Source organism: Stenotrophomonas sp. WZN-1 (genome assembly GCF_002192255.1).
Taxonomy (GTDB): Bacteria; Pseudomonadota; Gammaproteobacteria; order Xanthomonadales; family Xanthomonadaceae; genus Stenotrophomonas.
The window spans coordinates 2,838,474-2,863,621 of the sequence record NZ_CP021768.1; the positions used below are offsets into that span (position 1 = coordinate 2,838,474).

Genomic DNA, 25,148 nt, shown 5'->3' on the forward strand with positions numbered 1-25,148 from the left:
GAGGTACCGCTCCCATGACCCTGTTCTTCGCCCTCTGTTTCGTCGGCGTTGCAGTGGCCGGGTTCAGTGCCTTCGTGATCTTCTGGCCGCTGACCCTGGTGCACGTGCGCGACCGCCATCCGGCGCTCGCCGAGCGCTTCGGCAGCGGCGCCTTCCTCAAGCCCGATGCCCTGGCCTGGCTGTTGCGCCGCGACTATCGCCAGCAGCCGGACCGCTCACTGTCCGGGCTGGCGACGCCGGCCTGGGTATCGCTGCTGACCCTGCTGGCCGGACTGGGCATGGCCGCCCTGCTCTGGCTGGCCTCGCTCTGGTAACACATCCATGAATGACATCTCCGCCTCGCGCGACAGCTGGTGGCTGGCCAGCCTCGGCAACACCCTGATCTGGGCGCGCCTGCGCGTGCGCCCGGCCGGCACCGCCGAGGTGCTCGACAGCGATGGCAACACGCTGAGCTATGACAGCGAAGACACCGCCCGTTCGCAGCTGTTCGACGCCGAGTTCGTCGAGTACGACGGCCTGGACGAGGAAGACGCACTGGTGCGCGGTTTCAGCCTGCACGAAGTACAGCCGCCGCAGGCCGACAGTGACGAGGGCCTGCGCGGCCGCATGATCCAGTCGCTGGGCGGGCGCGCCTGACCCTCGCATGTTCACCCCGCGCGCCTTCGCCGAGACCGACCTGCTCTGGCTGGACCGCCTGCTGGCGCGCGACTCGTTCGTTACCGTGCTCACGCCCGGCAGCGATGGCCTGCCGGAACTGACCCGGATGCCGGTACTGTACCGGCGTGACGGCGACCAGATCGAACTGCGCGGCCACTGGGCCCGCGCCAATCCGCAGTCGCGCCACAGCGGCGCGGCCAAGGTGCTGGTCGACGGCCCCCACGGTTACGTCTCGGCCAGCTGGTATCCGGACAAGGAGCCCGCCGCGCGGGTGCCGACCTGGAACTACGCTGCTGCCGAGCTGCGTGGCCAGCTGCAGACCTTCGACGATACCGATGCACTGGCCGAACTGGTCGGCGCGATCAGCGACCGATTCGAAGCGAGCGTAGGCCAGGCCTGGCAGTTCGATGCTTCGCGCGCCGAACATGGTCCGGAGCTGCGCGCCATCGTCGGTTTCCGCTTCCAGGTCGAACAGGTGCAGCTGAAGCTGAAACTCAGCCAGAACCACCCGGAAGCCAACCAGCAGGCGGTGATCGCCGCACTGGAAGCGCTGGACACGCCCTCCTCCCAGGAACTGGCGCAGTGGATGCGCTGGCACCGCGACCCGGCCGCCCTGCAGGGCGACTGAACACCACAGATTCCCGCGACGCCGCAGCCGGACGGCTGCGGCGAGCCCCCACCCGACGCCAGGGACCCGTACATGAAAGACATCCACAAGCTGCTGCAGAACAACCGCGACTGGGCCGACCGCATCGAAAAGGAAGATCCGGATTTCTTCCACCAGTTGGCCAAGCAGCAGCACCCGGAATACCTGTGGATCGGCTGTTCCGATTCGCGCGTGCCGGCCAACCAGATCATCGGCATGGCCCCGGGTGAAGTGTTCGTGCACCGCAACGTGGCCAACGTGGTCGCGCACACCGACCTGAACTGCCTGAGCGTGGTGCAGTACGCGGTGGACCAGCTGAAGGTGAAGCACATCCTGATCGTCGGCCACTACGGCTGCGGCGGCGTGCACGCCTGCCTGCACAACACCCGCGTCGGCCTGGCCGACAACTGGCTGCGCCACGTCGGTGACGTGATGCAGAAGCACACCGGCATCCTCGATGCGATCGAGACCGATGAGCTCAAGCACGCACGCCTGTGCGAACTGAACGTGATCGAGCAGGTCGCCAACCTGTGCCGCTCGACCATCGTGCAGGACGCCTGGGCCCGCGGCCAGAAGCTGATGGTGCATGGCTGGGTCTACAGCCTGAAGGACGGACGCGTGCGCGAGATGGGCATCGACGTCGGTTCGCAGGAAGAGCTGCAGCCTGCCTATGAAAAAGCCCTGTCCTACGTCCCGCGCAAGGGCAAGCGCGACTGATTCCTTACGGATGACCACCATGCTCGCTTCGCCGATCAACCTGCACGCCTGGATCGAAGAGAACCGCCACCTGCTGAAGCCACCGGTGGGCAACAAGATGATCGACAACGGCGATTTCATCGTGATGGTGGTCGGCGGGCCGAATTCGCGCACCGACTACCACTACGACGAAGGTCCGGAATGGTTCTACCAGCTCGAAGGCGAGATGGTGCTGAAGGTGCAGGAAGACGGCGCGGTGCGCGACATTCCGATCCGCGCTGGCGAGATCTTCCTGCTGCCGGCAAAGATTCCGCACTCGCCGCGGCGCCCGCCCGGCGGCATTGGCCTGGTGGTCGAGCGCAAGCGCCTGCCGCACGAGATGGACGGCGTGATCTGGCATTGCGAACGCTGCAACCACAAGCTGCACGAAGAATTCTTCCCGCTGCAGAACATTGAAACCGACCTGCCCAAGGTGTTCGCGCATTACCACGCCAGTCTGGAACTGCGTACCTGCAGCCAATGCGGGCACGTGGACCCGCTGCCGGCGCCTGCGGCGGGCTGAACCGTCGCCGGGCATGGCCCGGCGCTACCGGTGCGCGTGATTCCCAGGTAGCGCCGGGCCATGCCCGGCGAGCGCGCCGCGCGGCATCACGCAGGCCCCAGGCGCTACACTGGCGGTCCCGTTGCAGCCTGTTGCCCGACCATGTCCGACCTGCTCAGCCGCACCCACGCCATCGCCCTGGACGCCGCCGATCCGCTGCGCCCGCTGCGCAATGAATTCCTGATTCCGCGCCATGGCGGCGGCGAGCAGACCTACTTCGTCGGCAACTCGCTGGGTCTGCAGCCGCGCGGCGCGCAGGCGGCGGTGCAGGAAGTGATGAAGCAGTGGGGCGAACTGGCGGTGGAAGGCCACTTCACCGGCCCGACGCAGTGGCTGTCCTACCACCGCCTGGTGAGCGCGCAGCTGGCCCGCGTGGTTGGTGCGCTGCCCAGCGAAGTGGTAGCGATGAACACGCTGAGCGTGAACCTGCACCTGATGATGGTCAGCTTCTACCGGCCGACCACGCAGCGCCCGGTGATCCTGATGGAAGCCGGTGCGTTCCCGACCGACCGCCACGCCGTGGAAGCCCAGATCCGCTTCCATGGCTTCGATCCGGCCGAGTGCCTGGTGGAAGTGCAGCCGGACGAAGCCAACGGCACGATCTCGCTGAACACCATCGAGCGCGCCATCATCGAACACGGCCCGCGCCTGGCGCTGGTGCTGTGGCCGGGCGTGCAGTACCGCACCGGCCAGGCCTTCGACCTCGATGCGATCACCCGCGCCGCACGCCTGCAGGGCGCACGCATCGGCTTCGACCTGGCGCACTCGGTCGGCAACCTGCCGCTGCGCCTGCATGACGTGGCCCCTGATTTCGCCGTGTGGTGCCACTACAAGTACCTCAACAGCGGCCCCGGCGCGGTTGCCGGCGCCTTCGTGCACGAGCGCCACCACCGCGACACCACCCTGCCGCGCTTCGCCGGCTGGTGGGGCCATGAGGAAGCCACCCGCTTCCAGATGGCGCCGCAGTTCACGCCGGCGATCGGCGCCGAAGGTTGGCAGCTGAGCAATCCGCCGATTCTCGGCCTGGCACCGCTGCGTGCCTCGCTGGACCTGTTCGAGCGCGCCGGCATGGAGGCGCTGCGCAGCAAATCGCTGGCGTTGACCGGCATGCTCGAAGCGCTGGTGCGCGCGCGCCTTCCGCAGGTGCTGGACATCATCACCCCGGCGGATCCGCAGCGCCGCGGCTGCCAGTTGTCGCTGCGCGTGATCGGTGGCCGCGAGCGTGGCCGCGCACTGTTCGAGCATCTGCGCGGCATCGGCGTGCTGGGTGACTGGCGCGAACCCGACGTGATCCGCATCTCGCCCACCCCGCTCTACAACCGCTACCTGGACCTGCACCACTTCGTCGAGGAAGTGGAAGCCTGGGCCGGCCTTTAAGCCGGCCCCTCCCCTACTGCTGGACAGTTCGTTGATCGCACATGCTTCCCGCTCGTTGAGCATTATCGGTGCCGGCCTGGCCGGGTCCCTGCTGGCCATCCTGTTGTCACGGCAAGGCTGGCGCATCACCCTGTACGAACGCCGCGGCGATCCGCGCGTGGCCGACTACGAGAGCGGCCGCTCGATCAACCTGGCGTTGGCCGAGCGCGGGCGCAATGCGCTGCGCCAAGCGGGCGTGGAGGACGAAGTGATGGCGCGCGCGGTGATGATGCGCGGCCGCATGGTGCACCCGCGCGAAGGCGAACCGCAGCTGCAACGCTATGGCCGCGATGACAGTGAGGTGATCTGGTCGATCCACCGCAGCGACCTGAACACCACGCTGCTGGAGCTGGCCGAACAGGCCGGCGCCACCGTGCACTTCCATCGCCGCCTGCACACCGTTGATTTCGATGCCGGCTACGCACGTTTCATCGATGACCGCGACGACAGCCCGCACGACATCCGCTTCGACACCCTGATCGGGGCAGACGGTGCCGGTTCGGCCCTGCGCGCGGCGATGAACCGCCGTGCTCCGCTGGGCGAGGACATCGCCTTCCTCGACCACTCCTACAAGGAGCTGGAAATCCCGCCGGCCGCCGACGGCAGCTTCCGCATCGAGCGCAATGCGCTGCACATCTGGCCACGCGGCCACTACATGTGCATCGCCCTGCCCAACCACGAAGGCACCTTCACCGTCACCCTGTTCCTGCCCAACCAGGGCGATCCCAGCTTCGCCACGGTCAACACCGGTGCGCAGGCCGAGGCGCTGTTCGCGCGCGAGTTCGCCGACACCCTGCCGTTGATCCCGAACCTGCGCGCGGACTGGGAACAACACCCGCCGGGCCTGCTCGGCACGCTCACCCTGGAGCGCTGGCATCAGCACGGCCGCGCCGTGCTGATCGGCGACGCCGCGCATGCGATGGTGCCATTCCACGGCCAGGGCATGAACTGCGCGTTCGAGGACTGCGTTGCGCTGGCCCGCCACCTGATGGAGGCCGATGACCTGGAAGGCGCGTTCGCCGCGTTCGAAGCCGAGCGCAAGCCGAATGCACGTGCCATCCAGCAGATGGCGCTGGAGAACTACCTGGAGATGCGCGACCGTGTCGCCGATCCTGCGTTCCTGCTGCAGCGCGAACTGGAGCAGGAACTGCAGCGGCGTTGGCCGACCCGTTTCGTACCGCACTACACGATGGTCACCTTCCTGCACACGCCCTACGCCGAGGCGCTGCGCCGCACCGAACTGCAGCGCGACATGCTGGTGGCCGCCACCGCGGGTCACGATTCGCTGGACAACATCGACTGGGCCACACTGGAAGCGCAGATCCACGCGCAGCTGCCGGTCCTCGAGGGCGCGCACTGATGGCCGGCAGCTTCCTGTTCTACGACCTGGAAACCTTCGGCCAGGACCCACGGCGCACCCGCATCTCGCAATACGCCGCGATCCGTACCGACGCCGACCTCAACGAAATCGACACCCCGGTCAGCTTCTTCGTGCGCCCGGCCGATGACCTGCTGCCCTCGCCGATGGCCACCCTGGTCACCGGCATCACCCCGCAGCAGGCCCTGGCCGAGGGCATCAGCGAGGCCGAGGCCTTCGACCGCATCAACGAGCAGCTGTCGCGCCCCGGCACCTGCGCGCTGGGCTACAACACGCTGCGCTTCGACGATGAATTCGTCCGCTACGGCCTGTTCCGCAACTTCCACGACCCGTACGAGCGCGAGTGGCGCAACGGCAATTCGCGCTGGGATCTGCTGGACATGCTGCGGCTGATGCGCGCGATGCGCCCGGACGGCATCCAGTGGCCGCTGCGCGAGGATGGCGCCACCTCGTTCAAGCTCGAGCACCTGGCCGAGGCCAACAACGTGCGCGAGGGCGATGCCCACGAAGCGCTGTCCGACGTCCGTGCCACCATCGGCATGGCACGCCTGTTCAAGCAGTCGCAGCCGCGCCTCTGGGACTACGCGCTGAAGCTGCGTGACAAGCGTTTCGTCGGCGGCCTGCTGGACGTGGCTGCGATGAAGCCGGTGCTGCACATCTCCATGCGCTACCCGGCCAGCCGCCTGTGCGCGGCACCGGTGCTGCCGCTGGCCGTGCACCCGACCATCAACAACCGGGTGATCGTGTTCGACCTGGAAGGCGGGATCGACGACCTGCTGGAACTGCCGGCCGAGGTGATCGCGCAGCGCCTGTACATGCGCGCCAGCGAGCTACCCGAAGGCGTGGCGCGGGTGCCGCTGAAGGAAGTGCACCTGAACAAGGTGCCGGCGCTGATCGCCTGGAACCACCTGCGCGCCGATGACCACGCGCGCCTCGGCCTGGACGTGGCCGCGATCGAGGCCAAGGTGGAACGCCTGCGCGCGTTCGCCCCACAGCTGGCCGAGAAGGCCCGGCAGGTCTACAACCAGCCCCGCGCCGCCACCGTGGCCGACGTCGATGCCTCGCTGTACGACGGCTTCCTCGGCAATGGCGACAAGCCGCTGCTTGCACTGGCACGCACCACCGCGCCGGAGCAGCTGGCCGCGCTGGAAGGCCGCTTCCGCGACCCGCGCCTGCCGGAGCTGCTGTTCCGCTACCGCGCACGCAACCATCCCGACAGCCTCGTGCCGGCGGAACGCCAGCGCTGGCAGGATTACCGCCGCCAGCGCCTGCTCGGCGACGGCGGGCTGGGCGAACTCAACCTGCCCCAGTACCAGCAGCAGCTCGATGCACTGGCCGCCGAAGCGCCCGACGACACGCGGCGCCAGGCCCTGCTGCAAGCGCTGCGCGATTGGGGCCAGCACCTGCAGGAGACACTGTGAGCACCTACTTCTCGGACGCCAGCTTCAAGTTCCTGCGCAGCCTGGCGCGGCACAACGACAAGGCCTGGTTCAACGACCATCGCCAGCAGTATGAAGACCACGTACGGCAGCCGTTCCTGCGCCTGCTGGGCGACCTGCAGCCGGCCCTGGCCGAGGTCAGCGACCGTTTCCGCGCCGATACCCGTGGCGTCGGTGGCTCGCTGTTCCGCATCCATCGCGACGCGCGCTTCTCCAACGACAAGTCACCGTACAAGACCTGGCAGGGCGCGCGCCTGTTCCATGAGCGCCGCCGCGAAGTGGCCGCGCCTTCGTTCTACGTGCACCTGCAGCCGGGCGAAAGCTTCGTCGGTGCCGGCCTGTGGCATCCGGAGCCTGAAACCCAGCGTCGCGTGCGCCACTTCATCCTCGATAACCCGGGCAGCTGGAAGGCCGCCGCGCACGCGCCGGCCCTGCGCAAGCGCTTCCATTTCGAGGAGAGCGAGAAGCTGGTGCGGCCCCCGCGTGGCTTCCCGGCCGACTTCGAGTTCATCGACGACCTGAAGCACCGCAACTGGGTGATGTGGCGCGCGCTGGACGACGCCACCATGACCGGCCCGCGCCTGCTGTCCACGCTGGGCAAGGACCTGGCCGCCCTTGGTCCGTTCGTCGACTACCTGTGCGCCGCGCTGGACCTGGAGTTCTGATGTCGCAGGATCTCCCGCTGGCCCGCCAGCGGCGCGTGCTCGGCCGCACCGGCCTGGCCGTTTCACCGATCGGCCTGGGCTGCTCCGGCTTCTGGGGTCATCGCCGCTTCCCGGAGACTGAGGCGGCTGCCTTGGTCGAGCATGCGCTCTCCCATGGGGTGAACCTGCTCGATACCGGCCACAACTACTCCGGCTTCCATGCCGAACCGCGCCTGGGCCGCATCCTGCGCCCGTTGCTGAAGCAGTACCCGCGCGACGCGCTGGTGATCTCCAGCAAAGGCGGCACGCTCACCGGCCAGGCCGGCATCAGCGGTGCCGAGCAACGCAACTTCTCGCCCCCAGCCATCACCGCCAGCTGCGAGGCGTCGCTGCGCAACCTCGGCCTGGACCATCTGGACCTCTTCCAGCTGCATGGCGCCAGCGAACACGACATCAACGATGACCTGCTGGCCGCGCTGCAACGCCTGCGCGAACGCGGCCTGATCCGGCACACCGGCATCAACACTCACTCGGCATCGACCCTGCGCTGGATGATCGCCCAGCCCGACGCGTTCGATGTGGTGCTGCTGGACTACAACGCCCTGCAGCAGGACCGCGAACCGCTGATCGACCAGCTGCAGGCGGTGGGCATTGGCGTGCTGGCGGGCACCGTGCTGGCGCAGGGCCACCTGCTGCCAGTGCGTCCGCGCCTGCCACGGCTGGCCGATGGCTGGTACCTGGCGCGCGCCTGGCTGAAGCCCAGCAGCCGCCAGCTGATGCGCAGTGCCCGCCAGATGCGCCGGGCAGTGGCCGCGATCCGCAGCCAGCGTCCGGCGCAGACCGCCTTCGCCTATGCATTGGGGCATCCCGGCGTGGCCAGCGGCATCCTCGGCACCACCCGCACCCGCAGCCTCGACGAGGTGCTGGCGACGCGCCTGGAAGCACTGACCCCGGACGAACGGCAACAGCTGGTCGATGCCTTCGGTGACGGCCGTGGCTCGCCCAGTCATTGAGTCTTCACCCGGCACTGCCGCCACTAGGGCAGTCTGGCCAGCATGAAGAAAATCACCACACTCATTGTGCTGCTGGTCCTGGCCATGGCGGCTTGGTGGTTCGGTGGCCCCTACTTGACCGTCAATGGCCTGTCCAAGGCCATCGAGCAGCGCGACACCGCCCGCCTGGAGCGTTATGTCGACTTCCCGCGTGTGCGCAGCAGCCTGCGCGCGCAGCTCAATGATTACCTGGTGCGCCAGGCCGGCCCGGATGTGGCGGCCAGCCCGTTCGGTGCCCTGCTCTATGGCCTGGGCGACCAGCTCGGCGGTGCCGCAGTGGAGACCATGGTGACCCCGACCGGAATCGGCGCGATGCTGCAGGGCCACGTGCTGTGGAAGCGTGGCCGCAATGAACTGCAGGGTGGCGACGCCTTCGGTGCGACCGAACCGGCGCGGCCGCTGAAGCAGGCCGAGCACCATTTCGAGTCGTTCGACCGCTTCGTGATCGATGTCGATCGCGGCCCTGGCCAGCCGCCATTGAAGGTAGTACTGGAGCCGCAGGGCCTGCGCTGGAAGGTGGTGGACCTGCAGCTGGGGATGTCCGGCAGCCCGTGACGGGACCGGTGGCCTGACGGCAATGCCAACCAAGGTTGGCAACTACCGGGGCGCGGCGCTCTGGTAGGTGCCCACCTTGGTGGGCACGGATGCATGGCAGTGCCAACCAACGGTTGGCACCCACCCGGCAAGGCCTCAACTCTCGTTGGCGACGCCGTGCGGTACGTGGCCGGCGGCCACATGCTCGCGGGCACTGTCGATGTTGTGCTGCGAATCATCGAAGAAGATGTCGGCGCCGAACGCCTGCAGGAACGGCCCCTTGTGGCGGCCGCCGAGGAACAGCGCCTCGTCCAGGCGCACGCCCCACTCGCGCAGGGTGCGGATCACCCGCTCATGCGCCGGCGCCGATCGCGCGGTGACCAGCGCGGTACGGATCGGAGCACTGTCGCCGGCCGGGAACACTTCCTGCAGCGTGTGCAGCGCCGACAGGAAGCCCCGGAACGGCCCGCCGCTGAGCGGCTCGCGGGCGCGCTCGCGCTCGTGGCGGCCAAACGCTTCCACGCCCTGCTCGCGCGAAATGCGCTCGCTCTCGTCACCGAAGATCACCGCGTCACCGTCAAAGGCGATGCGCAGCTGCCCGGCCGGGCGACCGGTATCGATCTGGTCGGCCGCCGCGGCGGCTGTCTCGCCAGGCGGCTTGGGCAGGATGGTCGCCGCCGCGATGCCATGGCGCAGCGCGCTGCGCACCGATTCCGGGTTGGCCGACAGGAACAGGTCCGTACCGAACGGCTTCACGTACGGCCAGGTCGGCTCGCCGGCGGTGAACGTCGCACGGATGATGCCCAGGCCGTAGTGCTGGATCGAGTTGAAGATGCGCAGGCCGGTATCGGCCGAGTTGCGCGACAGCAGGATCACCTCGACCCGCGGGTTCTCCGGGCTGGCGCCCTGGTTCAGCGCCAGCAGCTTGCGCACCACGGGGAAGGCCACGCCGGGGCCGAGGATGTCGTCCTCGTGCTGGCGCTGGAATTCGGCGTAGGCCGCCACGCCATCACTCTCGAACAGCGCATGGCTTTCCTCGAGGTCGAACAGGGCGCGCGAGGTCACCGCGACGGTCAGCAAACGGGGGGAGTTGTCGCCCATCGGTGGGGGTCCTTCAAGCGGTCGGCGGGGCCGGCCGCCCATTGTCCTCAAAAAACGAACTGTTCGCTCAGGATCCGGTCTTCCAGGTTGTGCTCCGGGTCGAACAGCAGGGTTACGCGGCGGTCCTTCGACTCGCGGATGGTCACCTCGACCACGTCGCGGGTCTCGTGCGAATCCGCAGTGACGCTGACCGGGCGCTTATACGGATCAAGCACGCGGAAACGCACCTCGGTGTCGGCCTTGAGAATCGCCCCGCGCCAACGACGCGGCCGGTAAGGGGCCAAGGGCGTCAGCGCGATGGTATGCGAACCCAGCGGCAGCACCGGACCGTGCGCGGAATAGTTGTAGGCGGTGCTGCCGGCCGGGGTGGCCACCAGCACGCCGTCGCCGATCAGCTCGGCCACGCGTTCCTGGCCGTTGAGGTCGATGCCGATATGCGCGGCCTGCCGGGTCTGGCGCAGCAGCGACACATCGTTGTAGGCCAGTGACCCGGTACTGGTGCCGGACTCGGTCAGCGCCACCATTTCCAGCGGGCGCAGGTTGGCCGGTTCGGCACGGGCGATGCGGGCCTGCACGTCATCGTCGCCACGGTACTGGTTCATCAGGAAGCCGACAGTGCCCAGCTTCATGCCGAACACCGGCTTGCCCAGGTGCCCGTGTCGGTGCAGGGTCTGCAGCATGAAGCCGTCGCCGCCCAGCGGACACAGCACGTCGGCATGCTCCGGCGCGTGATCGCCATAACGCGAGATCATCGCCGCGCGGGCCATCTGCGCCGGTTCGGTGGTGCTGGCCAGGAAAGCGATGCGGGGGGTGTCGCTCATCAGCGCGGCGGATCCGGAGGGGCTGGGCAAAGCATACCTGTCCATCCACACCGCGCAAGTTCAGATGAAGGTCAAGCCAATGAAATTGATCCTCGTCCGGCTGTGGCTCCGTGCCGAGCATGGCGTCGGCGAGCATGCCGCGGACACCCAGGCAATCGCGCGGGATGTGCGCTTTTTGACAACGTCCGATAGCCCACGCCTCGGCACCTGCTGATCATGACGCGGCGCATTCATCCTGATCTGAAACAAGGGTGCAGCGTATTCAAATTGTAGAGAGAGAAAAAGTAATGATGAACATCAAGCACGTTGCGGTCGCACTGGCGGCACTGCTGCCTGCCGGCGCCATGGCGCAGTCGGGCAACACACTCCTGACGCCTCGCCAGGTCAACTACAACGAGAACCTTCCTGGCTGGTATTCCCACCTGACTTTCATGGTCGGCCGCAGCGACTGGATGGATCGAGTCCGTCTCCCAGACCCGCATATGTATCCCGGCAAGAGGCAGATCGCCTTCCAGACCATGGGTTCCCCGCACGACGAGCATCTGCAGGTCAAGGGAAAGTTTGCACACCTCCCTGCTGCCATCGACAGCATGTTCCTTCCGCAGTGGTCCACCGTCTCCTACACCACGAGCATGTTCGCTCCTGGCTGGACGCTGGGCGCCAATGACATTCGCTACCTGACGGGGCCCAATGAAAGGCGCTGGCGCATTCCCTCCAACGGACGAAAGCTGGCCACGGTCCTCACTCTTGCAGACGGACATCATGTGGGTGAGGTCGGCCTCCCGGATGGCGCACTACCTCTTGATACGGTCACCATCAAGCACAATGCGGGTTGGCCCAGCGCGGTCATCGCGGACGACACGCTGTTCCGTAGCGCCCGGCTGACGATGCAGAAGGGCGACATCCAGCATTACGTATTTGATCCGTATTTCCGCACCTGGAAGCTCAGCTACGCCAGCTATCGGCCCGTCTCGATCAGCTCCGCCAAGGAGTTTCCGGTGGGACCGCGAACGGCGGTCAACATGACGCCCACGCAGTGGAATCCCTATGTGGAAATGCCATCGAAGGGGACCGACCGTGACCGCCGCGTCGTGCAGTATTCGAGCGATCTGAAGCCGATCAGCTACGTCGGCCTCAATATCGAAGCCGATTCGATCTTCCAATGGAAGGGGCGCATTCCCGCCTTGCCTGGCGATCGGCTCGAGTTCATCTACATCAACGATGGCGGTTGGGGATCCGGCCACTGGCATCCACTGCACCTCCCCACTCACAGGATTGATCTGAAAGATCTTCCAGGGGGAAAGCTTGTCCGTCCGAATGCAGCGGTTACCTGGATCACCGCCCGCACCGCAGCCACACTGACCCTTCCAACTGCTTACGGAAATGTTCCAAGGGTGGTGGTACAGAACACGGCCACGCGAGCGATGAACGTCGTCGGCCCAGGCCTGTCCGATCAGGTTCTAGCCGGTGAGACCGTGGCATACCGAGCCATCGATTCCAGCCACTGGAAACGGGAAACTCATTCGATCGACATCATGTTCGCCGTCGCGACCCGGCTCGGCGAAGTCGGCTCCAAGGCCATCGCACTGGAGCTGATGCGCGAGAGCCTGACCAAGACCAATGAAGCTCTGGACAACTCGGGCGCCAACTTCCGCTTCCGCGAAGCCGGGGTGCGCGAGATCAACGTCCCCTCCTACCTGCCTACTGAAGTGATCCCGCGCTGGATGGCGGATTATCAGGCTGCTTCAGTGATTGGTGACAGCGGTGCCGATGGCATCTTCGTTGGGGGTGTTGCACAAGGATGCAATGGCCTCTATCACTCGGCACCCCGCAAGCAGTTCGTAGTCGCCATGAATCTGCTCTGCCCGACTGACCTGCTGCGCGAGGAAATGGGCAAGGCGCTGGGCATGAAGGCCAATGGCCGACAAGGCGTGCCGGTCATCGGCTCGGGCAACAAGCTGCCGCTGTATGCGACCCCGACCCGCTTCGTGGACGATGGCAGCCGCGCCATCAATCCCGGACAGCGTGACGAAGTGCAGCATATGAACGGTGTTGCGGCCGAAGTGGCCCGCTACGGCTACCCACGTTGAGTTTTCACCAGAGCATTCCCGGCTCCCACCCGGTAGCCGCTTGATGCAAAACGGCCCCGCTTTCGCGGGGCCGTTCCGTTTCACACGTGCCGGGCGAAGTCCGGCACTACATCACTTACGCACCGTGCGCGGCCAGCTGGCCCAGGCGCTGGACCGCGACCGAGACGGTCGGGTAGTCCAGGGTCTTCTGCTCGGCCAGTTCGGCCAGCATCGCCAGGGTGAAGCGCAGGCTGTTGTCGTCGCGGCCCATCCAGGCTGCCACCTTGGTTTCGGCGCTGCCACCCTTGGTACCCAGCACCTGGCCGGCCAGGTTGCGGTGGTTGGCGGCAAGTTCGTCACGCAGCACGCCACGTGCCACGGCGTGCCAACGGCCGTTGACCTCCAGCGCATCGACCTGCTCGAACAGCCACGGCAGCTGCAGGGCATCGCCCAGGCGGAAGTGGACCTTGGACACGTCCACCGGCTTCAGCTTGCGGGTACGGGCCAGTTCGATGATGTCGAACGCCGGCTCCAGGAAGTGCAGTTCGGCCAGCTGCTGCGCCAGCGCGGACGGCAGGCCCTTTTCCTTCCACTCAGCCACCAGGGCTTCGTAGGTCGGACGCTGCGAGTCCGGCAGCACACCCGAGGCAACGCGGATATCGTTGAACGGGCCCTGGTAGCGGTTGACCGCTTCGGTGATGCCCGGCATCGCGCCCGGGCGCGACAGCAGCCAGCGCACGAACGAACGCTGCAGCTTCCAGATCACCTCCAGTGCGTCGATCTGCACCGACTCCGGCACCTTGCCGTCGAGGGCGTCGATCTGTGCCCACAGCGCGCGTGCATCCAGCGTTTCGCGGCTGATGGTGTAGGCCTTGGCGACCTCGGCGATGGAACGGCCGGTGTCTTCCTGCATGCGCATCAGGAAGGTGGCGCCCATGCGGTTGATGGTCTGGTTGGTCACGGCCGTGGCGATGATCTCGCGCTTCAGGCGGTGACGCTCCATTGCGTCGGCGTACTTCTTCTGCAGCGGGGTCGGGAAGTAGCGCTGCAGCTCCTTGGACAGGTACGGATCTTCCGGGATGTCCGAATCCAGCAGCTGGGCGAACGCCACCAGCTTGGAGTAGGACAGCAGCACCGACAGCTCCGGACGGGTCAGGCCCTGGCCGCGTGCCTTGCGCTGCGACAGCTCGGCATCGGACGGCAGGAACTCGATCTGGCGATCAAGCAGGCCCTGCTGTTCCAGGGTACGGATGAAGTGCTGCTTGGAACCCAGGCGCTTGACCGCCATCCGCTCCATCAGGCTCAGCGCCTGGTTCTGGCGGTAGTTGTCGTTGAGCACCAGCTCGGCGACTTCATCGGTCATCGAAGCCAGCAGCTTGTTGCGCTGCTCGACGGTCAGCTTCTTGGCCCGCACCACATCGTTGAGCAGGATCTTGATGTTGACTTCGTGGTCGGAGGTGTCGACACCGGCCGAGTTGTCGATGAAATCGGTGTTGAGAAGCACGCCGGCCTGGGCGGCTTCGATGCGGCCCAGCTGGGTCATGCCCAGGTTGCCGCCCTCGCCCACCACCTTGCAGCGCAGCTCGCCACCGTTCACGCGCAGCGCGTTGTTGGCACGGTCGCCGACATCGCTGTGCTGCTCGCTGGCGGCCTTGACGTAGGTACCGATGCCGCCGTTCCACAGCAGGTCGACCGGCGCCTTCAGGATCGCGCTCATCAGGTCGTTCGGTGACAACGCCTTGACGTTCTCGTCCAGGCCCAGCGCTTCACGCACCTGCGGGGTGATCTCGATCGACTTCAGGGTACGCGGGTACACGCCGCCGCCCTTGCTGATCAGCTTGGCATCGTAGTCCGCCCAGCTCGAACGCGGCACGGTGAACAGGCGCTCACGTTCAACGAACGTGGTGGCCGCATCCGGGTTCGGGTCCAGGAAGATGTGGCGGTGATCGAACGCAGCGACCAGACGGATGTGGCGCGACAGCAGCATGCCGTTGCCGAACACGTCGCCGGACATGTCGCCGACGCCGACCGCGGTGAAGTCCTGGCTCTGGCTGTCACGGCCCAGCGCACGGAAGTGGCGCTTGACCGACTCCCACGCACCGCGTGCGGTGATGCCCATGCCCTTGTGGTCGTAACCGACCGAACCACCGGAGGCGAACGCATCGCCCATCCAGAAGCCGTGGGCGATGGCCAGGCCGTTGGCGATGTCGGAGAAGGTCGCGGTGCCCTTGTCGGCGGCCACCACCAGGTACGGATCGTCCATGTCGTGGCGTACGACATCCACCGGCGGCACGATCTTGTTGTTGACGATGTTGTCGGTGATGTCCAGCAGGCCCTGGATGAACAGCTTGTAGCAGGCCACGCCGTTGGCGAAGATCGCGTCGCGGTCGCCGTTCACCGGCGGGGTCTTGGCGAAGAAGCCACCCTTCGCGCCGACCGGCACGATGACGGTGTTCTTGACCATCTGCGCCTTGACCAGGCCCAGCACTTCGGTACGGAAGTCTTCACGACGATCCGACCAGCGCAGGCCGCCACGAGCGACCGCGCCGAAGCGCAGGTGGGTACCTTCCACGCGCGGGCCGTAGACGAAGATTTCGCGGTACGGACGCGGCTTCGGCAGGTCCGGCACCAGCGCCGAATCGAACTTGAAGCTGATGACATGGCCGTGCTGGCCGTTGGCATCGGTCTGGTAGTAGCTGGTACGCAGGGTCGCGTCGATCACGCCCATGAACGAGCGCAGGATGCGGTCCTCGTCCAGGCTGGACACACGGTCCATCAGCTTCAGCAGCGCATCACGCGCGGCCTGCATCTGCGCGTCGCGGTCACCCTTGCGGGCGTCGACCACGGTCTTGAGCACCTTCAGGGTGGCGTCGTCACCAGCAGCCAGCACATCGAAGTGAGCCTTCAGCTGGGCCTGGCCGGCCGCGATGTCGTCCTTGCCTTCGTGGCCGGTGGCCGGATCGAAGCGGGCTTCGAACAGCTCGACCAGCAGGCGCGCCAGCAGCGGATAGCGCGCGAAGGTGCCTTCCACGTAAGCCTGCGAGAACGGCACGCCGGTCTGCAGCAGGTACTTGCAGTAGCCACGCAGCATGGCGACCTGGCGCCAGTGCAGGCCAGCAGCCAGCACCAGGCGGTTGAAGCCGTCGTTCTCGGCATCGCCGTGCCAGACGCGGGCGAAGGTCTCGCCAAAGGCTTCATCGACACTGGCGGCATCGATCGCGCCGGCGGTCGATTCGACCTCGAAGTCCTGCACATACACCGGGGCGTTGTCGACCGACAGGCGGTACGGACGCTCGGCGATCACGCGCAGGCCCATGTTTTCCATCATCGGCAGCGCGTCCGACAGCGGAATATCGTCCAACTGGCGGTACAGCTTCAGGCGCAGGCCATCGCCGCTTTCGCGCGGCACGGCCTGCAGGCTCAGGCGCAGGTCGTCCGGGCCGGTCAGGGCGTCGAGCTGGCTGACATCGTTGGCGGCAACTGCGGTGCTGTTGTCTTCGATGTAGCCGGCCGGCAGCGCCTTGCCGATACGGGCGGCGATGCGCAGGCCTTCGGTCTCGCCGTGGCGGGTCACCAGCGCTTCGCGCAGGTCGTCCTGCCAGTTGCGCAGCACCTGGGCCAGCTTCTGCTCCAGTTCGGCGGTATCGACGTCGAGCATTTCGCCCGGCTTCGGGCGCACGATCAGGTGCACCTGGGCCAGCGGCGATTCGCCCAGCACCACCGAGCTGTCCACGTACTCGCCGTGCAGCGCGTCCTTCAGCATCGCTTCGATGCGCAGGCGCACGTCGGTGTTGAAGCGCTCACGCGGCAGGTAGACCAGCGCGGAGATGAAACGGCTGTACTTGTCACGGCGCAGGAACAGGCGGCTGCGCACGCGCTCCTGCAGGCCCAGCACGCCCATCGCGGTGCGGAACAGTTCGTCCTCGCTGGACTGGAACAGTTCTTCGCGCGGCAGGGTTTCCAGGATGTGGCGCAGGGCCTTGCCACTGTGGCTGGCCGGGGCCAGGCCCGACTGCTTCATCACGTGCTCGTGGCGCTGGCGCACCAGCGGGATTTCCCACGGGCGGCGGTTGTAGGCGCTGGAGGTGAACAGGCCGAGGAAGCGCTGCTCGCCGATGATCTTGCCCTTGGCGTCGAATTCCAGCACGCCGATGTAGTCCATGTAGCCGGCGCGGTGCACGCGCGAACGGGCATTGGTCTTGGTCAGGATCAGCGCGTCCTTCAGACCGGACGTGGTGTTCAGGCCCTGCGCGGCCAGGGTCTTGACCGGACGGGCGGCAGACTTGTCCTTGCCGCGCATCAGGCCCAGGCCGGTGTCGTTCAGCGGCGCCAGCACGTCTTCCTTGCCCTGCTTCTCGACGCGGTACTCGCGGTAGCCGAAGAAGGTGAAGTGGTTGTCGGCGGCCCAGCGCAGGAACTCCTGTGCTTCCTTGCGCGACGCGTCGTCGACCGGCAGCTGGCGGCTGCCCAGGTCGTCAGCCAGCGCCAGCGCCTTGTCCTTCATCGGCTGCCAGTCGCGCACGATCGCACGCACTTCGTCCAGCGCCTTGTTGATGGCCTGCTCGATGGCAGCCATGGCTTCAGCCGGCTGGCGGTCGATTTCCAGCAGCATCACCGACTCGGTGTCACCTTCGCCGACCTTGACCAGCTTGCCGGCCTTGTCGCGGGTGAAGCGCAGCACCGGGTGGCCCAGCACGTGGACGCCCACGCCCTGCTCGGCCAGCGACATGGTGACGGTATCGACCAGGAACGGCATGTCGTCGTTGACGATCTGCAGCACGGTGTGCGGCGATTCCCAACCATTGGCCTTCGCGGTCGGATTGAACACGCGGACGTTGGCCTTGCCGGCCTTGCGGGCCCGGGCGAATTCCAGCGTCTCAGCCGCGAGCGCGGCCCACTCTTCAGCGCTGTGGTGCGGGAACTCGTCCGACTCCATGCGCTTGTAGAAGTCAGTGGCGAAGGCCACTGCTTCGGCCTGTGCGGCCGCGGGGTAACGCTTGCGCAATGCCGTGTACACCGGCTCCAGGGAGAAACCAGCGGTCACTGCGACCTCCGACTCTGCTGGTTTGGTCTTGTTTTTCACGGTCTTGGCTGCGGTTTTTTGCGGTTTCATGGCAGAGCGATGCGCTTGCTCAGTTGGGAAAATGAAATTGTAGCCCTACCGCACGAAAAGGCCTTGCTGCAGGACGGAATAACCAGATTCGGGTTTGCTGCGGTTTAGACGCCTATTCAGTTCGCTCCGGTATGGAGCTGGCGCCTGTTTCAGCACTGCCGACAGGATCGGCAAAGCGTGTTACCGGAAGACACACGCGGCGACGCCGATTTGATTCCACAATCCTGAACTGGACGGTATAGTCCACCGCGTGAACCCGGCCTACCTCCCCGTTGCCCTCGACGCGCGCGATGAGCGCGTGTTCGATGCCGTGCGCGAACTGCTGGCCCAGCAGGGCATGCAGATGAGCATGGACGCGGTGGCCCAGCACGCCGGCTGCTCCAAGCAGACCCTGTACTCGCGCTACGGCAGCAAGCAGGAACTGCTGCGCCGGGTGATGCAGCGCCACGTCGGCCACGCCACCGGTGCCATGCTGCGTGCACTCCGCGGTGACGACCTGCGTGCCAGCCTGCTCCAGTTCGCCACCGACTTCCTGGAGCATTTCAACCAACCGCACGTAGGACAGGCCTGCCGGCTGATTGCAGCCGAAGCGGCCCAGTTTCCCGAAGAGGCGCGTACGCTGTACCGGCACGGTGCCGGCGCGCTGACGCTTCATCTTGCTGAATGGATTGAAACCGTTTGCATGCAAGGCCAGCTCCGGCATGACGACCCGCACTTCATGGCCGAACTGCTGCTGAGCATGATCGCCGGTCAGGATTTCGACAAACAGCGCTTCCATACCCCCCATCGTGATGACGCACTCCTGCGTCGGCGCTGGGCAGAGTTCTCCGTCGACAGCTTCCTGCGCGCGTTCGCGCCACAGCCGTCGCCGGCCCCGTCTACAAACCAACCCCGGAGTTCCTCCTGATGACCGCCCCACTCCGCACCCTTGCCTTGACGTGCGCCGTTGCTGTCGCTCTGGCTGCCTGCAAGAAGCCGGAACAGCAGACGCCCCCGCCGCCGGAGGTGGGCGTGATCGACGCCAAGCCGCAGACCCTGCCGCTGCAGCGCGAGCTGGTCGGCCGCCTGTCGCCGTTCCGCAGCGCCGACGTCCGCGCACGCGTGCCCGGCGTGCTGCTCAAGCGCGTCTATCAGGAAGGCTCGCAGGTCAAGCAGGGCCAGACCCTGTTCCTGATCGACCCGGCGCCGCTGCGTGCCTCGCTCAACGCCTCCGAGGCGCAGCTGGCCTCGGCCCGCGCGACCTACGCCAACGCCAAGGTCGCCGCCGACCGCGCACGTTCGCTGGCGCCGCAGCAGTTCGTCTCCAAGGCCGACCTGGACAATGCCGAATCGGCCGAGCGCACCGCGCTGGCCGCGGTCAAGCAGGCCGAAGCATCGGTGACCTCCTCGCGCATCAGCCTGGGCTACACCGAAGTGACCGCGCCGATCAGCGGCGTGGCCAACAAGCAGCAGGTCACCGAAGGTGCGCTGGTCGGCCAGGGCGACGTGACCCTGCTGACCACCGTCGACCAGCTCGACCCGCTGTACGTGAACTTCTCGCTGAGCGTGGATGAGCTGACCCAGCTGCGCGCGCAGCAGGCCAAGGGCGCGCTGGCGCTGTCTGGCGACGGCAAGGCCACGGTCAACGTCAAGCTGGCCGACGGCAGCACCTATGGTGAGCCGGGCACGCTGGACTTCTCCTCGACCACGGTCGACCCGGCCACCGGTGCGGTGTCGCTGCGTGCGCTGCTGCCGAACCCGCAGCAGATCCTGCTGCCGGGTGCCTTCGTCAGCTTCCAGGCCAACCTGGGCGAGCGCAACAACGCCTACCTGGTACCGCAGCAGGCCCTGCTGCGCGACACCACCGGCGGCTACGTGATGGTGGTCGGTGCCGACGGCAAGGTCGTGCGCAAGAACGTGAAGACCGATGGCGCGCAGAACGGCAACTGGCTGGTCAGCGACGGCCTGAGCGCCGGTGACAAGGTGATCGTGGCCGGCGTGCAGAAGGTCAAGGAAGGTGCACCGGCGGTGGCCAAGCCGTGGACCCCGGGGCAGGACGCCAACGGCAAGCCTGCCGCAGGCGGCGCCGCTCCGGCGAGCGCAGCACCGGCCGCGGGCAAGGCACCGGCCGACGCGGCCAAGCCCGAGCAGGCCGATGCGGCCAAGCCGGCCGCCACCGATTCGAACAAGCAGTAACGGGAACCTTCCGTCATGCCTAAATTTTTCATCGAACATCCAGTCTTCGCCTGGGTGGTTGCGATCCTGATCTCGCTCAGCGGCGTGATCGCGATCCTCAACCTGGGCGTGGAGTCCTATCCCAACATCGCCCCGCCGCAGGTCACCGTCTCGGCGACCTACCCGGGCGCCAGTGCGGACACCACCGAGAAATCGGTCACCCAGGTGATCGAGCAGCAGCTGACCGGTATCGATCACCTGCTGTACTTCAGTTCCTCTTCGGCCTCCAATGGCCGCGCGCAGATCACCCTGACCTTCGAGACCGGTACCGATCCGGACATCGCCCAGGTGCAGGTGCAGAACAAGGTCTCGCTGGCCACGCCGCGACTGCCGTCGGAAGTGACCCAGCAGGGCGTGGTGGTGGCCAAGGCCAACGCCGGCTTCCTGATGGTGATCGCGCTGCAGTCCGATACACCGGCCATCAACCGTGACGCCCTGAACGACATCGTCGGTTCGCGCGTGCTCGACCAGGTCTCGCGTATCCCCGGCGTCGGCAGCACCCAGCAGTTCGGTTCCGAGTACGCCATGAACATCTGGCTGAACCCGGAAAAGATGCAGGGCTACGGCCTGTCGGCCAGCCAGGTGCTGGCCGCGGTGCGTGCGCAGAACGTGCAGTTCGCTGCCGGTGCGCTGGGTTCGGACCCGTCGCCGGAAGGCCAGCACTTCACCGCCACGGTCTCGGCCGAAGGCCGCTTCAGCTCGCCGCAGGAGTTCGAGAACATCATCCTGCGCGCCAACGCTGACGGCTCGCGCGTGCTGTTGAAGGACATCGCCCGCGTTGCCTTCGGTGCCAACAACTACGGCTTCGACACCCAGTACAACGGCAAGCCGACCGGCGCCTTCGCCATCCAGCTGCTGCCGGGCGCCAACGCCCTGAACGTGGCCGATGCGGTGCGCGCCAAGATGGACGAGCTGCAGCCCAGCTTCCCGGCCGGCGTGACCTGGTTCTCTCCGTACGACAGCACCACCTTCGTCAAGATCTCCATCCAGGAAGTGGTCAAGACACTGTTCGAAGCAGTGTTCCTGGTGTTCCTGGTGATGCTGATCTTCCTGCAGAACTTCCGCGCCACCCTGATCCCGACCCTGGTCATCCCGGTGGCCCTGCTCGGTACCTTCCTGGGCATGTGGATGATCGGCTTCACGATCAACCAGCTGACCCTGTTCGCGATGGTGCTGGCGATCGGCATCGTGGTCGATGACGCGATCGTGGTGATCGAGAACGTCGAACGCATCATGACCGAGGAAGGCCTGGCGCCGAAGCCGGCCACGCAGAAGGCGATGACCCAGATCACTGGCGCGGTGGTGGCGATCACCGTCGTGCTGGCCGCGGTGTTCATCCCGTCCGCCCTGCAGGGTGGTGCCGCCGGTGAGATCTACAAGCAGTTCGCGCTGACCATCGCCATCTCGATGGCGTTCTCGGCGTTCCTGGCACTGGGCTTCACCCCGGCGCTGTGCGCGACCTTCCTCAAGCCGACGCACAACGACAACCCGAACATCGTCTACCGCACCTTCAACAAGTACTACGACAAGATCAGCCACACCTATGTGGGCCACATCACCTCGGCGGTGCGCCATGCGCCGCGCTGGATGATCCTGTTCGTGGTGCTGACCGCGCTGTGCGGCTTCCTGTTCACCCGCATGCCGGGCAGCTTCCTGCCGGAAGAAGACCAGGGCTATGCGCTGGCGATCGTGCAGCTGCCGCCGGGCTCGACCAAGGGCCAGACCAACGAAGTGTTCGCGCAGATGCGTGGCATCCTGGAAAAGCAGGATGGCTATGAAGGCATGCTGCAGGTGGCTGGCTTCAGCTTCGTCGGTTCCGGCGAGAACGTGGGCATGGGCTTCATCCGCCTGAAGCCGTGGGAGGAACGCAAGTTCACCGCGCCCGAGTTCATCCAGAACATGAACGGCGCGTTCTACGGCATCAAGGAAGCGCAGATCTTCGTGGTCAACCTGCCCACCGTGCAGGGCCTCGGTCAGTTCGGCGGCTTCGACATGTGGCTGCAGGACCGCAGTGGTGCGGGCTATGAACAGCTGACCCAGGCGCGCAACATCCTGCTGGGCAAGGCTGCGCAGAAGCCCGAAGCACTGGTCGGCGTGCGTCCGAACGGGCTGGAGAACGCCCCGCAGCTGCAGCTGCACGTCGACCGCGTGCAGGCGCAGTCGATGGGCATGTCGGTGTCGGACGTGTACAGCACCATCCAGCTGATGCTGGCTCCGGTGTACGTCAACGACTTCTTCTACGAAGGCCGCATCAAGCGCGTGACCATGCAGGCCGATGGCCCGTACCGCACCGGCCAGGAATCGCTGAAGAGCTTCTACAGCCCGTCCAGCCTGACCACCAATGCGGACGGCACCAACGCGATGATCCCGTTGAACACGGTGGTCAAGTCCGAATGGGTTTCGGCACCGCCGTCGCTGAGCCGCTACAACGGCTACTCGGCGATCAACATCGTCGGCTCGCAGGCCCCGGGTACCAGCTCGGGTGAAGCGATGCAGACCATGGAGAGCATCGTCAACGACGACCTGCCGGCCGGCTTCGGCTACGACTGGTCCGGCATGTCCTACCAGGAAATCCTGGCCGGCAACGCCGCGACGCTGCTGCTGGTGCTGTCCATCGTGGTGGTGTTCCTGTGCCTGGCGGCCCTGTACGAAAGCTGGTCGATCCCGGTGGCGGTGCTGCTGGTCGTGCCGCTGGGCGTGCTCGGTGCCCTCGGCCTGTCGATGCTGCGCGGCCTGCCCAACGATCTGTTCTTCAAGATCGGCCTGATCACCGTGATCGGCCTGGCGGCGAAGAACGCGATCCTGATCGTGGAGTTCGCAGTGGAGCAGCGCGCAGCCGGCAAGAACCTGCGCGATGCCACCATCGAGGCGGCCCGCCTGCGCTTCCGCCCGATCCTGATGACGTCGTTTGCGTTCATCATGGGCGTGATCCCGATGGCGATCTCCACCGGCGCCGGCGCCAACTCCCGCCATGCCATCGGCACCGGCGTGATCGGCGGCATGCTGTTCGCCACCCTGCTCGGCCTGCTGATGATCCCGGTGTTCTTCGTGGTCGTGCGCCGCATGCTGGGTGACAAGCTGGATGAACCGTCGAAGGAGTTCATGGAGCGCCAGCGCGACGCGGATGCTGCACACCGCCCGGATCGTTGATCCGGTGGTGAGCTGAAACAGAAAGGCCCCGGGGTGATCCGGGGCCTTTTTTCTTTGCCACCTGGTAGATGCCAACCTTGGTTGGCGCTCTTCGATTCGTGCCAACCAAGGTTGGCACCTACCAGAGCTGTGGGCGCTACGCCTCAGCGCAGCAGTGCAACCACCACGCACACCGCCACCAGAGCCAATGCAGCCCACTGCATCGGTACGAAGAAGAAATGATGGGGCGCGGCCACACCCTTCTGCCGGGGTGCCCGGTTGAGCCACAGGCCCAGCAGCACGTTCAGGGCTGCGCCGATCCCTGCCCCCAGCAGGACCTGCTGCAGCGGAATGTTGCCCCTGGGGCCGTCATGCGGGAAGAAGTACGCCAGCAGCAGGATGGCTGCAATCGGCGTCACCAGCGTCATGATTCCCCAACCGCGGTAGATCATCGGCACGTTCTCCGTAAAAGCGGAGGGCATTGTAGTGGGAAGGCCAACGCTGTCGTGATCATCCAGCGCCGGCCAGCCACTTCAACGCTGCCAGACAGCAGCTGTCGGCTCGTGCCGGCTCGTCCAGGTCATCTGCGGCATTCGTTGCCGCCTGCCAACACAGCCGAAGAAGGTGTGAACCGCCTCGCAGCGCTGCTCACATGGCGACGGTATCCATGTCGCTCCTTCAATGGACTGTACAAGGAGCTCCCATGCCCGGCTTGCTTCGCACCCAATGGCTCGCAGCCTGTCTCCTGCTTGCAGCCGCCGTCGTCTCACAATCGCCCGCCCATGCGGGCGGCGTCGTGCCCTGCAGCCCCTGCGCCGATCCACGGTCAGCGGCGCTCCAATCCGGAGTGGGCCTGACGGTCGTGGTCGACCCGGACCAACGTCGTCTCAATGGCTATACCGTGGAATATGACCGCGAACTGCGGCGCTATCGTGCCGTTCCCACAGCGGTCCCAGCGGAAGTGACCGCGACGTTCAAACGGATCCTTGCACTGCCGCAGGGCCACATTGCATCCGGGACACAGTTCGTCCCGCAGGCCTTCGGCAGCGGCGCCGTCGTCCCCATCCATCCCGACGACCCACAGAGCGCGAATGGAATGACCTTCCCGCCTGCAATGAAAGATCTCAATGCCTATGACGTCGTCCATTCGGCAACCTACCGCAGCCAGCTGGAACTCGCCGTTGGCCAGGCCTTCAGCGGCGCCAACACCGAACACGCGGCGTGGAACTCGCTGGCCACCACCCTCTCTTCGATCGTCCTGAGCTGGGTCAGCAAGCTGTTCGGGGTGCAGACGGTGACCTATGTCATCACCTGGCGCGATGGCTCCCGGACCAGGCTGGTGATCTCACCGGATTCCGTGGATAGAGCCAAGTACGTGTCCGGCGAAAGCGTGGACGCCAGCGGCAACCGCATTCCCGATGGCGCGGCATCCAATGCCGAAACCGGCGAAGGCTACTCTGGTGCCTATCACTTCAGCGACGAACAGAGCTACCAGAACTGGCTGGATTCGGCGCACCTGTATGGCGTGCAGATCATCGTCAATCCGGGCGCAGCGCCGTCCGGCCCCATCTGCCGCTGGGATGGCAGGCAGCTCCAGTGCGATGTGCCTCGCTGACGCACTGCCGGTGTGATGTCGTC

21 protein-coding genes are annotated in these 25,148 nt (G+C 66.2%); 17 read left to right on the top strand and 4 right to left on the bottom strand.

The features are described from left to right. Positions 1-14: 14 nt before the first annotated feature. From CCR98_RS13455 to CCR98_RS13505, 11 genes are all read left to right on the top strand, one after another. Positions 15-314 (top strand): hypothetical protein, encoded by a 300-nt coding sequence (locus tag CCR98_RS13455; RefSeq protein ID WP_005417403.1) that lies wholly within the window; start codon positions 15-17, stop codon positions 312-314. A 7-nt stretch (positions 315-321) separates the two neighbouring features. After that, positions 322-636, top strand: coding sequence for a hypothetical protein (locus CCR98_RS13460; RefSeq protein WP_014037738.1), 315 nt, complete (start codon positions 322-324; stop codon positions 634-636). Positions 637-643: 7 nt separating this feature from the next. Further along, the gene (locus tag CCR98_RS13465) at positions 644-1,285 is read left to right on the top strand and encodes an FMN-binding negative transcriptional regulator (RefSeq protein ID WP_087923021.1); all 642 of its coding nucleotides are present in this window, start codon (positions 644-646) and stop codon (positions 1,283-1,285) included. A 72-nt stretch (positions 1,286-1,357) separates the two neighbouring features. Further along, positions 1,358-2,020 carry a carbonate dehydratase gene (gene can / locus CCR98_RS13470; protein WP_087923022.1) on the top strand — a complete coding sequence of 221 codons (663 nt, stop codon included), beginning with the start codon at positions 1,358-1,360 and terminating at the stop codon, positions 2,018-2,020. A gap of 19 nt (positions 2,021-2,039) precedes the next feature. Further along, positions 2,040-2,561 carry a 3-hydroxyanthranilate 3,4-dioxygenase gene (locus CCR98_RS13475; RefSeq protein ID WP_087924199.1) on the top strand — a complete coding sequence of 174 codons (522 nt, stop codon included), beginning with the start codon at positions 2,040-2,042 and terminating at the stop codon, positions 2,559-2,561. A gap of 141 nt (positions 2,562-2,702) precedes the next feature. After that, positions 2,703-3,977, top strand: a complete 1,275-nt coding sequence (kynU, locus tag CCR98_RS13480) for a kynureninase (RefSeq protein ID WP_087923023.1) — start codon at positions 2,703-2,705, stop codon at positions 3,975-3,977. Between the two features lie 31 nt (positions 3,978-4,008). Beyond that, complete coding sequence (locus CCR98_RS13485; RefSeq protein WP_087923024.1) at positions 4,009-5,376, top strand: NAD(P)/FAD-dependent oxidoreductase; 1,368 nt, start codon at positions 4,009-4,011, stop codon at positions 5,374-5,376. Continuing rightward, positions 5,376-6,815, top strand: a complete 1,440-nt coding sequence (gene sbcB / locus CCR98_RS13490; protein ID WP_087923025.1) for an exodeoxyribonuclease I — start codon at positions 5,376-5,378, stop codon at positions 6,813-6,815. Before CCR98_RS13485 ends, sbcB begins: the two co-directional genes overlap by 1 nt. After that, positions 6,812-7,498: a DUF2461 domain-containing protein gene (locus CCR98_RS13495; protein ID WP_087923026.1), complete on the top strand. Its 687-nt coding sequence runs from the start codon at positions 6,812-6,814 to the stop codon at positions 7,496-7,498. The genes sbcB and CCR98_RS13495 overlap by 4 nt, the downstream gene beginning before the upstream one ends. Then, complete coding sequence (locus CCR98_RS13500; protein WP_087923027.1) at positions 7,498-8,490, top strand: aldo/keto reductase; 993 nt, start codon at positions 7,498-7,500, stop codon at positions 8,488-8,490. The genes CCR98_RS13495 and CCR98_RS13500 overlap by 1 nt, the downstream gene beginning before the upstream one ends. A 42-nt stretch (positions 8,491-8,532) precedes the next feature. Beyond that, a complete protein-coding gene (locus tag CCR98_RS13505) occupies positions 8,533-9,084 on the top strand; it encodes a DUF2939 domain-containing protein (protein ID WP_087923028.1) in 552 nt (183 codons plus the stop codon). A 135-nt stretch (positions 9,085-9,219) separates the two neighbouring features. Here the strand turns inward: CCR98_RS13505 and CCR98_RS13510 are convergent, their stop codons facing one another. After that, the gene (locus CCR98_RS13510; protein WP_087923029.1) at positions 9,220-10,164 is read right to left on the bottom strand and encodes a 5'-nucleotidase; all 945 of its coding nucleotides are present in this window, start codon (positions 10,162-10,164) and stop codon (positions 9,220-9,222) included. A gap of 47 nt (positions 10,165-10,211) precedes the next feature. Continuing rightward, positions 10,212-10,985 carry an NAD kinase gene (locus CCR98_RS13515; protein WP_087923030.1) on the bottom strand — a complete coding sequence of 258 codons (774 nt, stop codon included), beginning with the start codon at positions 10,983-10,985 and terminating at the stop codon, positions 10,212-10,214. Between CCR98_RS13515 and CCR98_RS13520 the strand changes: the two genes are divergently transcribed. Continuing rightward, positions 10,975-11,199 (top strand): hypothetical protein, encoded by a 225-nt coding sequence (locus CCR98_RS13520; protein ID WP_157721538.1) that lies wholly within the window; start codon positions 10,975-10,977, stop codon positions 11,197-11,199. The two genes, CCR98_RS13515 and CCR98_RS13520, sit on opposite strands and share 11 nt — an antisense overlap. Before the next feature lie 73 nt (positions 11,200-11,272). Beyond that, the gene (locus tag CCR98_RS13525) at positions 11,273-13,075 is read left to right on the top strand and encodes a hypothetical protein (protein ID WP_087923032.1); all 1,803 of its coding nucleotides are present in this window, start codon (positions 11,273-11,275) and stop codon (positions 13,073-13,075) included. A 115-nt stretch (positions 13,076-13,190) separates the two neighbouring features. On the opposite strand, the gene CCR98_RS13530 is transcribed toward CCR98_RS13525, so the two are convergent. Beyond that, on the bottom strand, positions 13,191-18,167 hold the full coding sequence (locus tag CCR98_RS13530; protein WP_087923033.1) for an NAD-glutamate dehydrogenase domain-containing protein: 4,977 nt from the start codon (positions 18,165-18,167) through the stop codon (positions 13,191-13,193). A gap of 250 nt (positions 18,168-18,417) precedes the next feature. On the opposite strand from CCR98_RS13530, the gene CCR98_RS13535 reads away from it, so the two are divergent. The 3 genes from CCR98_RS13535 to CCR98_RS13545 are packed head-to-tail and all read left to right on the top strand — an operon-like array spanning position 18,418 to position 23,531. Beyond that, the gene (locus CCR98_RS13535; RefSeq protein ID WP_014037749.1) at positions 18,418-19,074 is read left to right on the top strand and encodes a TetR/AcrR family transcriptional regulator; all 657 of its coding nucleotides are present in this window, start codon (positions 18,418-18,420) and stop codon (positions 19,072-19,074) included. Continuing rightward, positions 19,074-20,342, top strand: coding sequence for an efflux RND transporter periplasmic adaptor subunit (locus CCR98_RS13540; RefSeq protein WP_087923034.1), 1,269 nt, complete (start codon positions 19,074-19,076; stop codon positions 20,340-20,342). The genes CCR98_RS13535 and CCR98_RS13540 overlap by 1 nt, the downstream gene beginning before the upstream one ends. Positions 20,343-20,357: 15 nt before the next feature. Then, complete coding sequence (locus CCR98_RS13545) at positions 20,358-23,531, top strand: multidrug efflux RND transporter permease subunit (protein ID WP_087923035.1); 3,174 nt, start codon at positions 20,358-20,360, stop codon at positions 23,529-23,531. Positions 23,532-23,674: 143 nt separating this feature from the next. Here CCR98_RS13545 and CCR98_RS13550 read toward each other — a convergent pair whose 3' ends face one another. Beyond that, entirely contained in the window at positions 23,675-23,962 is a 288-nt protein-coding gene (locus CCR98_RS13550) for a hypothetical protein (protein ID WP_087923036.1), read from the bottom strand. Between the two features lie 251 nt (positions 23,963-24,213). Here CCR98_RS13550 and CCR98_RS13555 point away from each other — a divergent pair, with 251 nt between their 5' ends. After that, a complete protein-coding gene (locus CCR98_RS13555) occupies positions 24,214-25,125 on the top strand; it encodes a hypothetical protein (protein ID WP_087923037.1) in 912 nt (303 codons plus the stop codon). The last annotated feature ends 23 nt before the right edge of the window (positions 25,126-25,148 follow it).

Coding starts and splice junctions, on each gene's coding strand:
- CCR98_RS13510 (WP_087923029.1), bottom strand. CDS start 10,164: ATGGGCGACAACTCCCCCCGTTTGCTGACCGTCGCGGTGACCTCGCGC.
- kynU (WP_087923023.1), top strand. CDS start 2,703: ATGTCCGACCTGCTCAGCCGCACCCACGCCATCGCCCTGGACGCCGCC.
- CCR98_RS13540 (WP_087923034.1), top strand. CDS start 19,074: ATGACCGCCCCACTCCGCACCCTTGCCTTGACGTGCGCCGTTGCTGTC.
- CCR98_RS13555 (WP_087923037.1), top strand. CDS start 24,214: ATGCCCGGCTTGCTTCGCACCCAATGGCTCGCAGCCTGTCTCCTGCTT.
- CCR98_RS13500 (WP_087923027.1), top strand. CDS start 7,498: ATGTCGCAGGATCTCCCGCTGGCCCGCCAGCGGCGCGTGCTCGGCCGC.
- CCR98_RS13550 (WP_087923036.1), bottom strand. CDS start 23,962: ATGATCTACCGCGGTTGGGGAATCATGACGCTGGTGACGCCGATTGCA.
- can (WP_087923022.1), top strand. CDS start 1,358: ATGAAAGACATCCACAAGCTGCTGCAGAACAACCGCGACTGGGCCGAC.
- CCR98_RS13545 (WP_087923035.1), top strand. CDS start 20,358: ATGCCTAAATTTTTCATCGAACATCCAGTCTTCGCCTGGGTGGTTGCG.
- CCR98_RS13455 (WP_005417403.1), top strand. CDS start 15: ATGACCCTGTTCTTCGCCCTCTGTTTCGTCGGCGTTGCAGTGGCCGGG.
- CCR98_RS13525 (WP_087923032.1), top strand. CDS start 11,273: ATGATGAACATCAAGCACGTTGCGGTCGCACTGGCGGCACTGCTGCCT.
- CCR98_RS13465 (WP_087923021.1), top strand. CDS start 644: ATGTTCACCCCGCGCGCCTTCGCCGAGACCGACCTGCTCTGGCTGGAC.
- CCR98_RS13475 (WP_087924199.1), top strand. CDS start 2,040: ATGCTCGCTTCGCCGATCAACCTGCACGCCTGGATCGAAGAGAACCGC.
- CCR98_RS13515 (WP_087923030.1), bottom strand. CDS start 10,985: ATGAGCGACACCCCCCGCATCGCTTTCCTGGCCAGCACCACCGAACCG.
- CCR98_RS13460 (WP_014037738.1), top strand. CDS start 322: ATGAATGACATCTCCGCCTCGCGCGACAGCTGGTGGCTGGCCAGCCTC.
- sbcB (WP_087923025.1), top strand. CDS start 5,376: ATGGCCGGCAGCTTCCTGTTCTACGACCTGGAAACCTTCGGCCAGGAC.
- CCR98_RS13530 (WP_087923033.1), bottom strand. CDS start 18,167: ATGAAACCGCAAAAAACCGCAGCCAAGACCGTGAAAAACAAGACCAAA.
- CCR98_RS13505 (WP_087923028.1), top strand. CDS start 8,533: ATGAAGAAAATCACCACACTCATTGTGCTGCTGGTCCTGGCCATGGCG.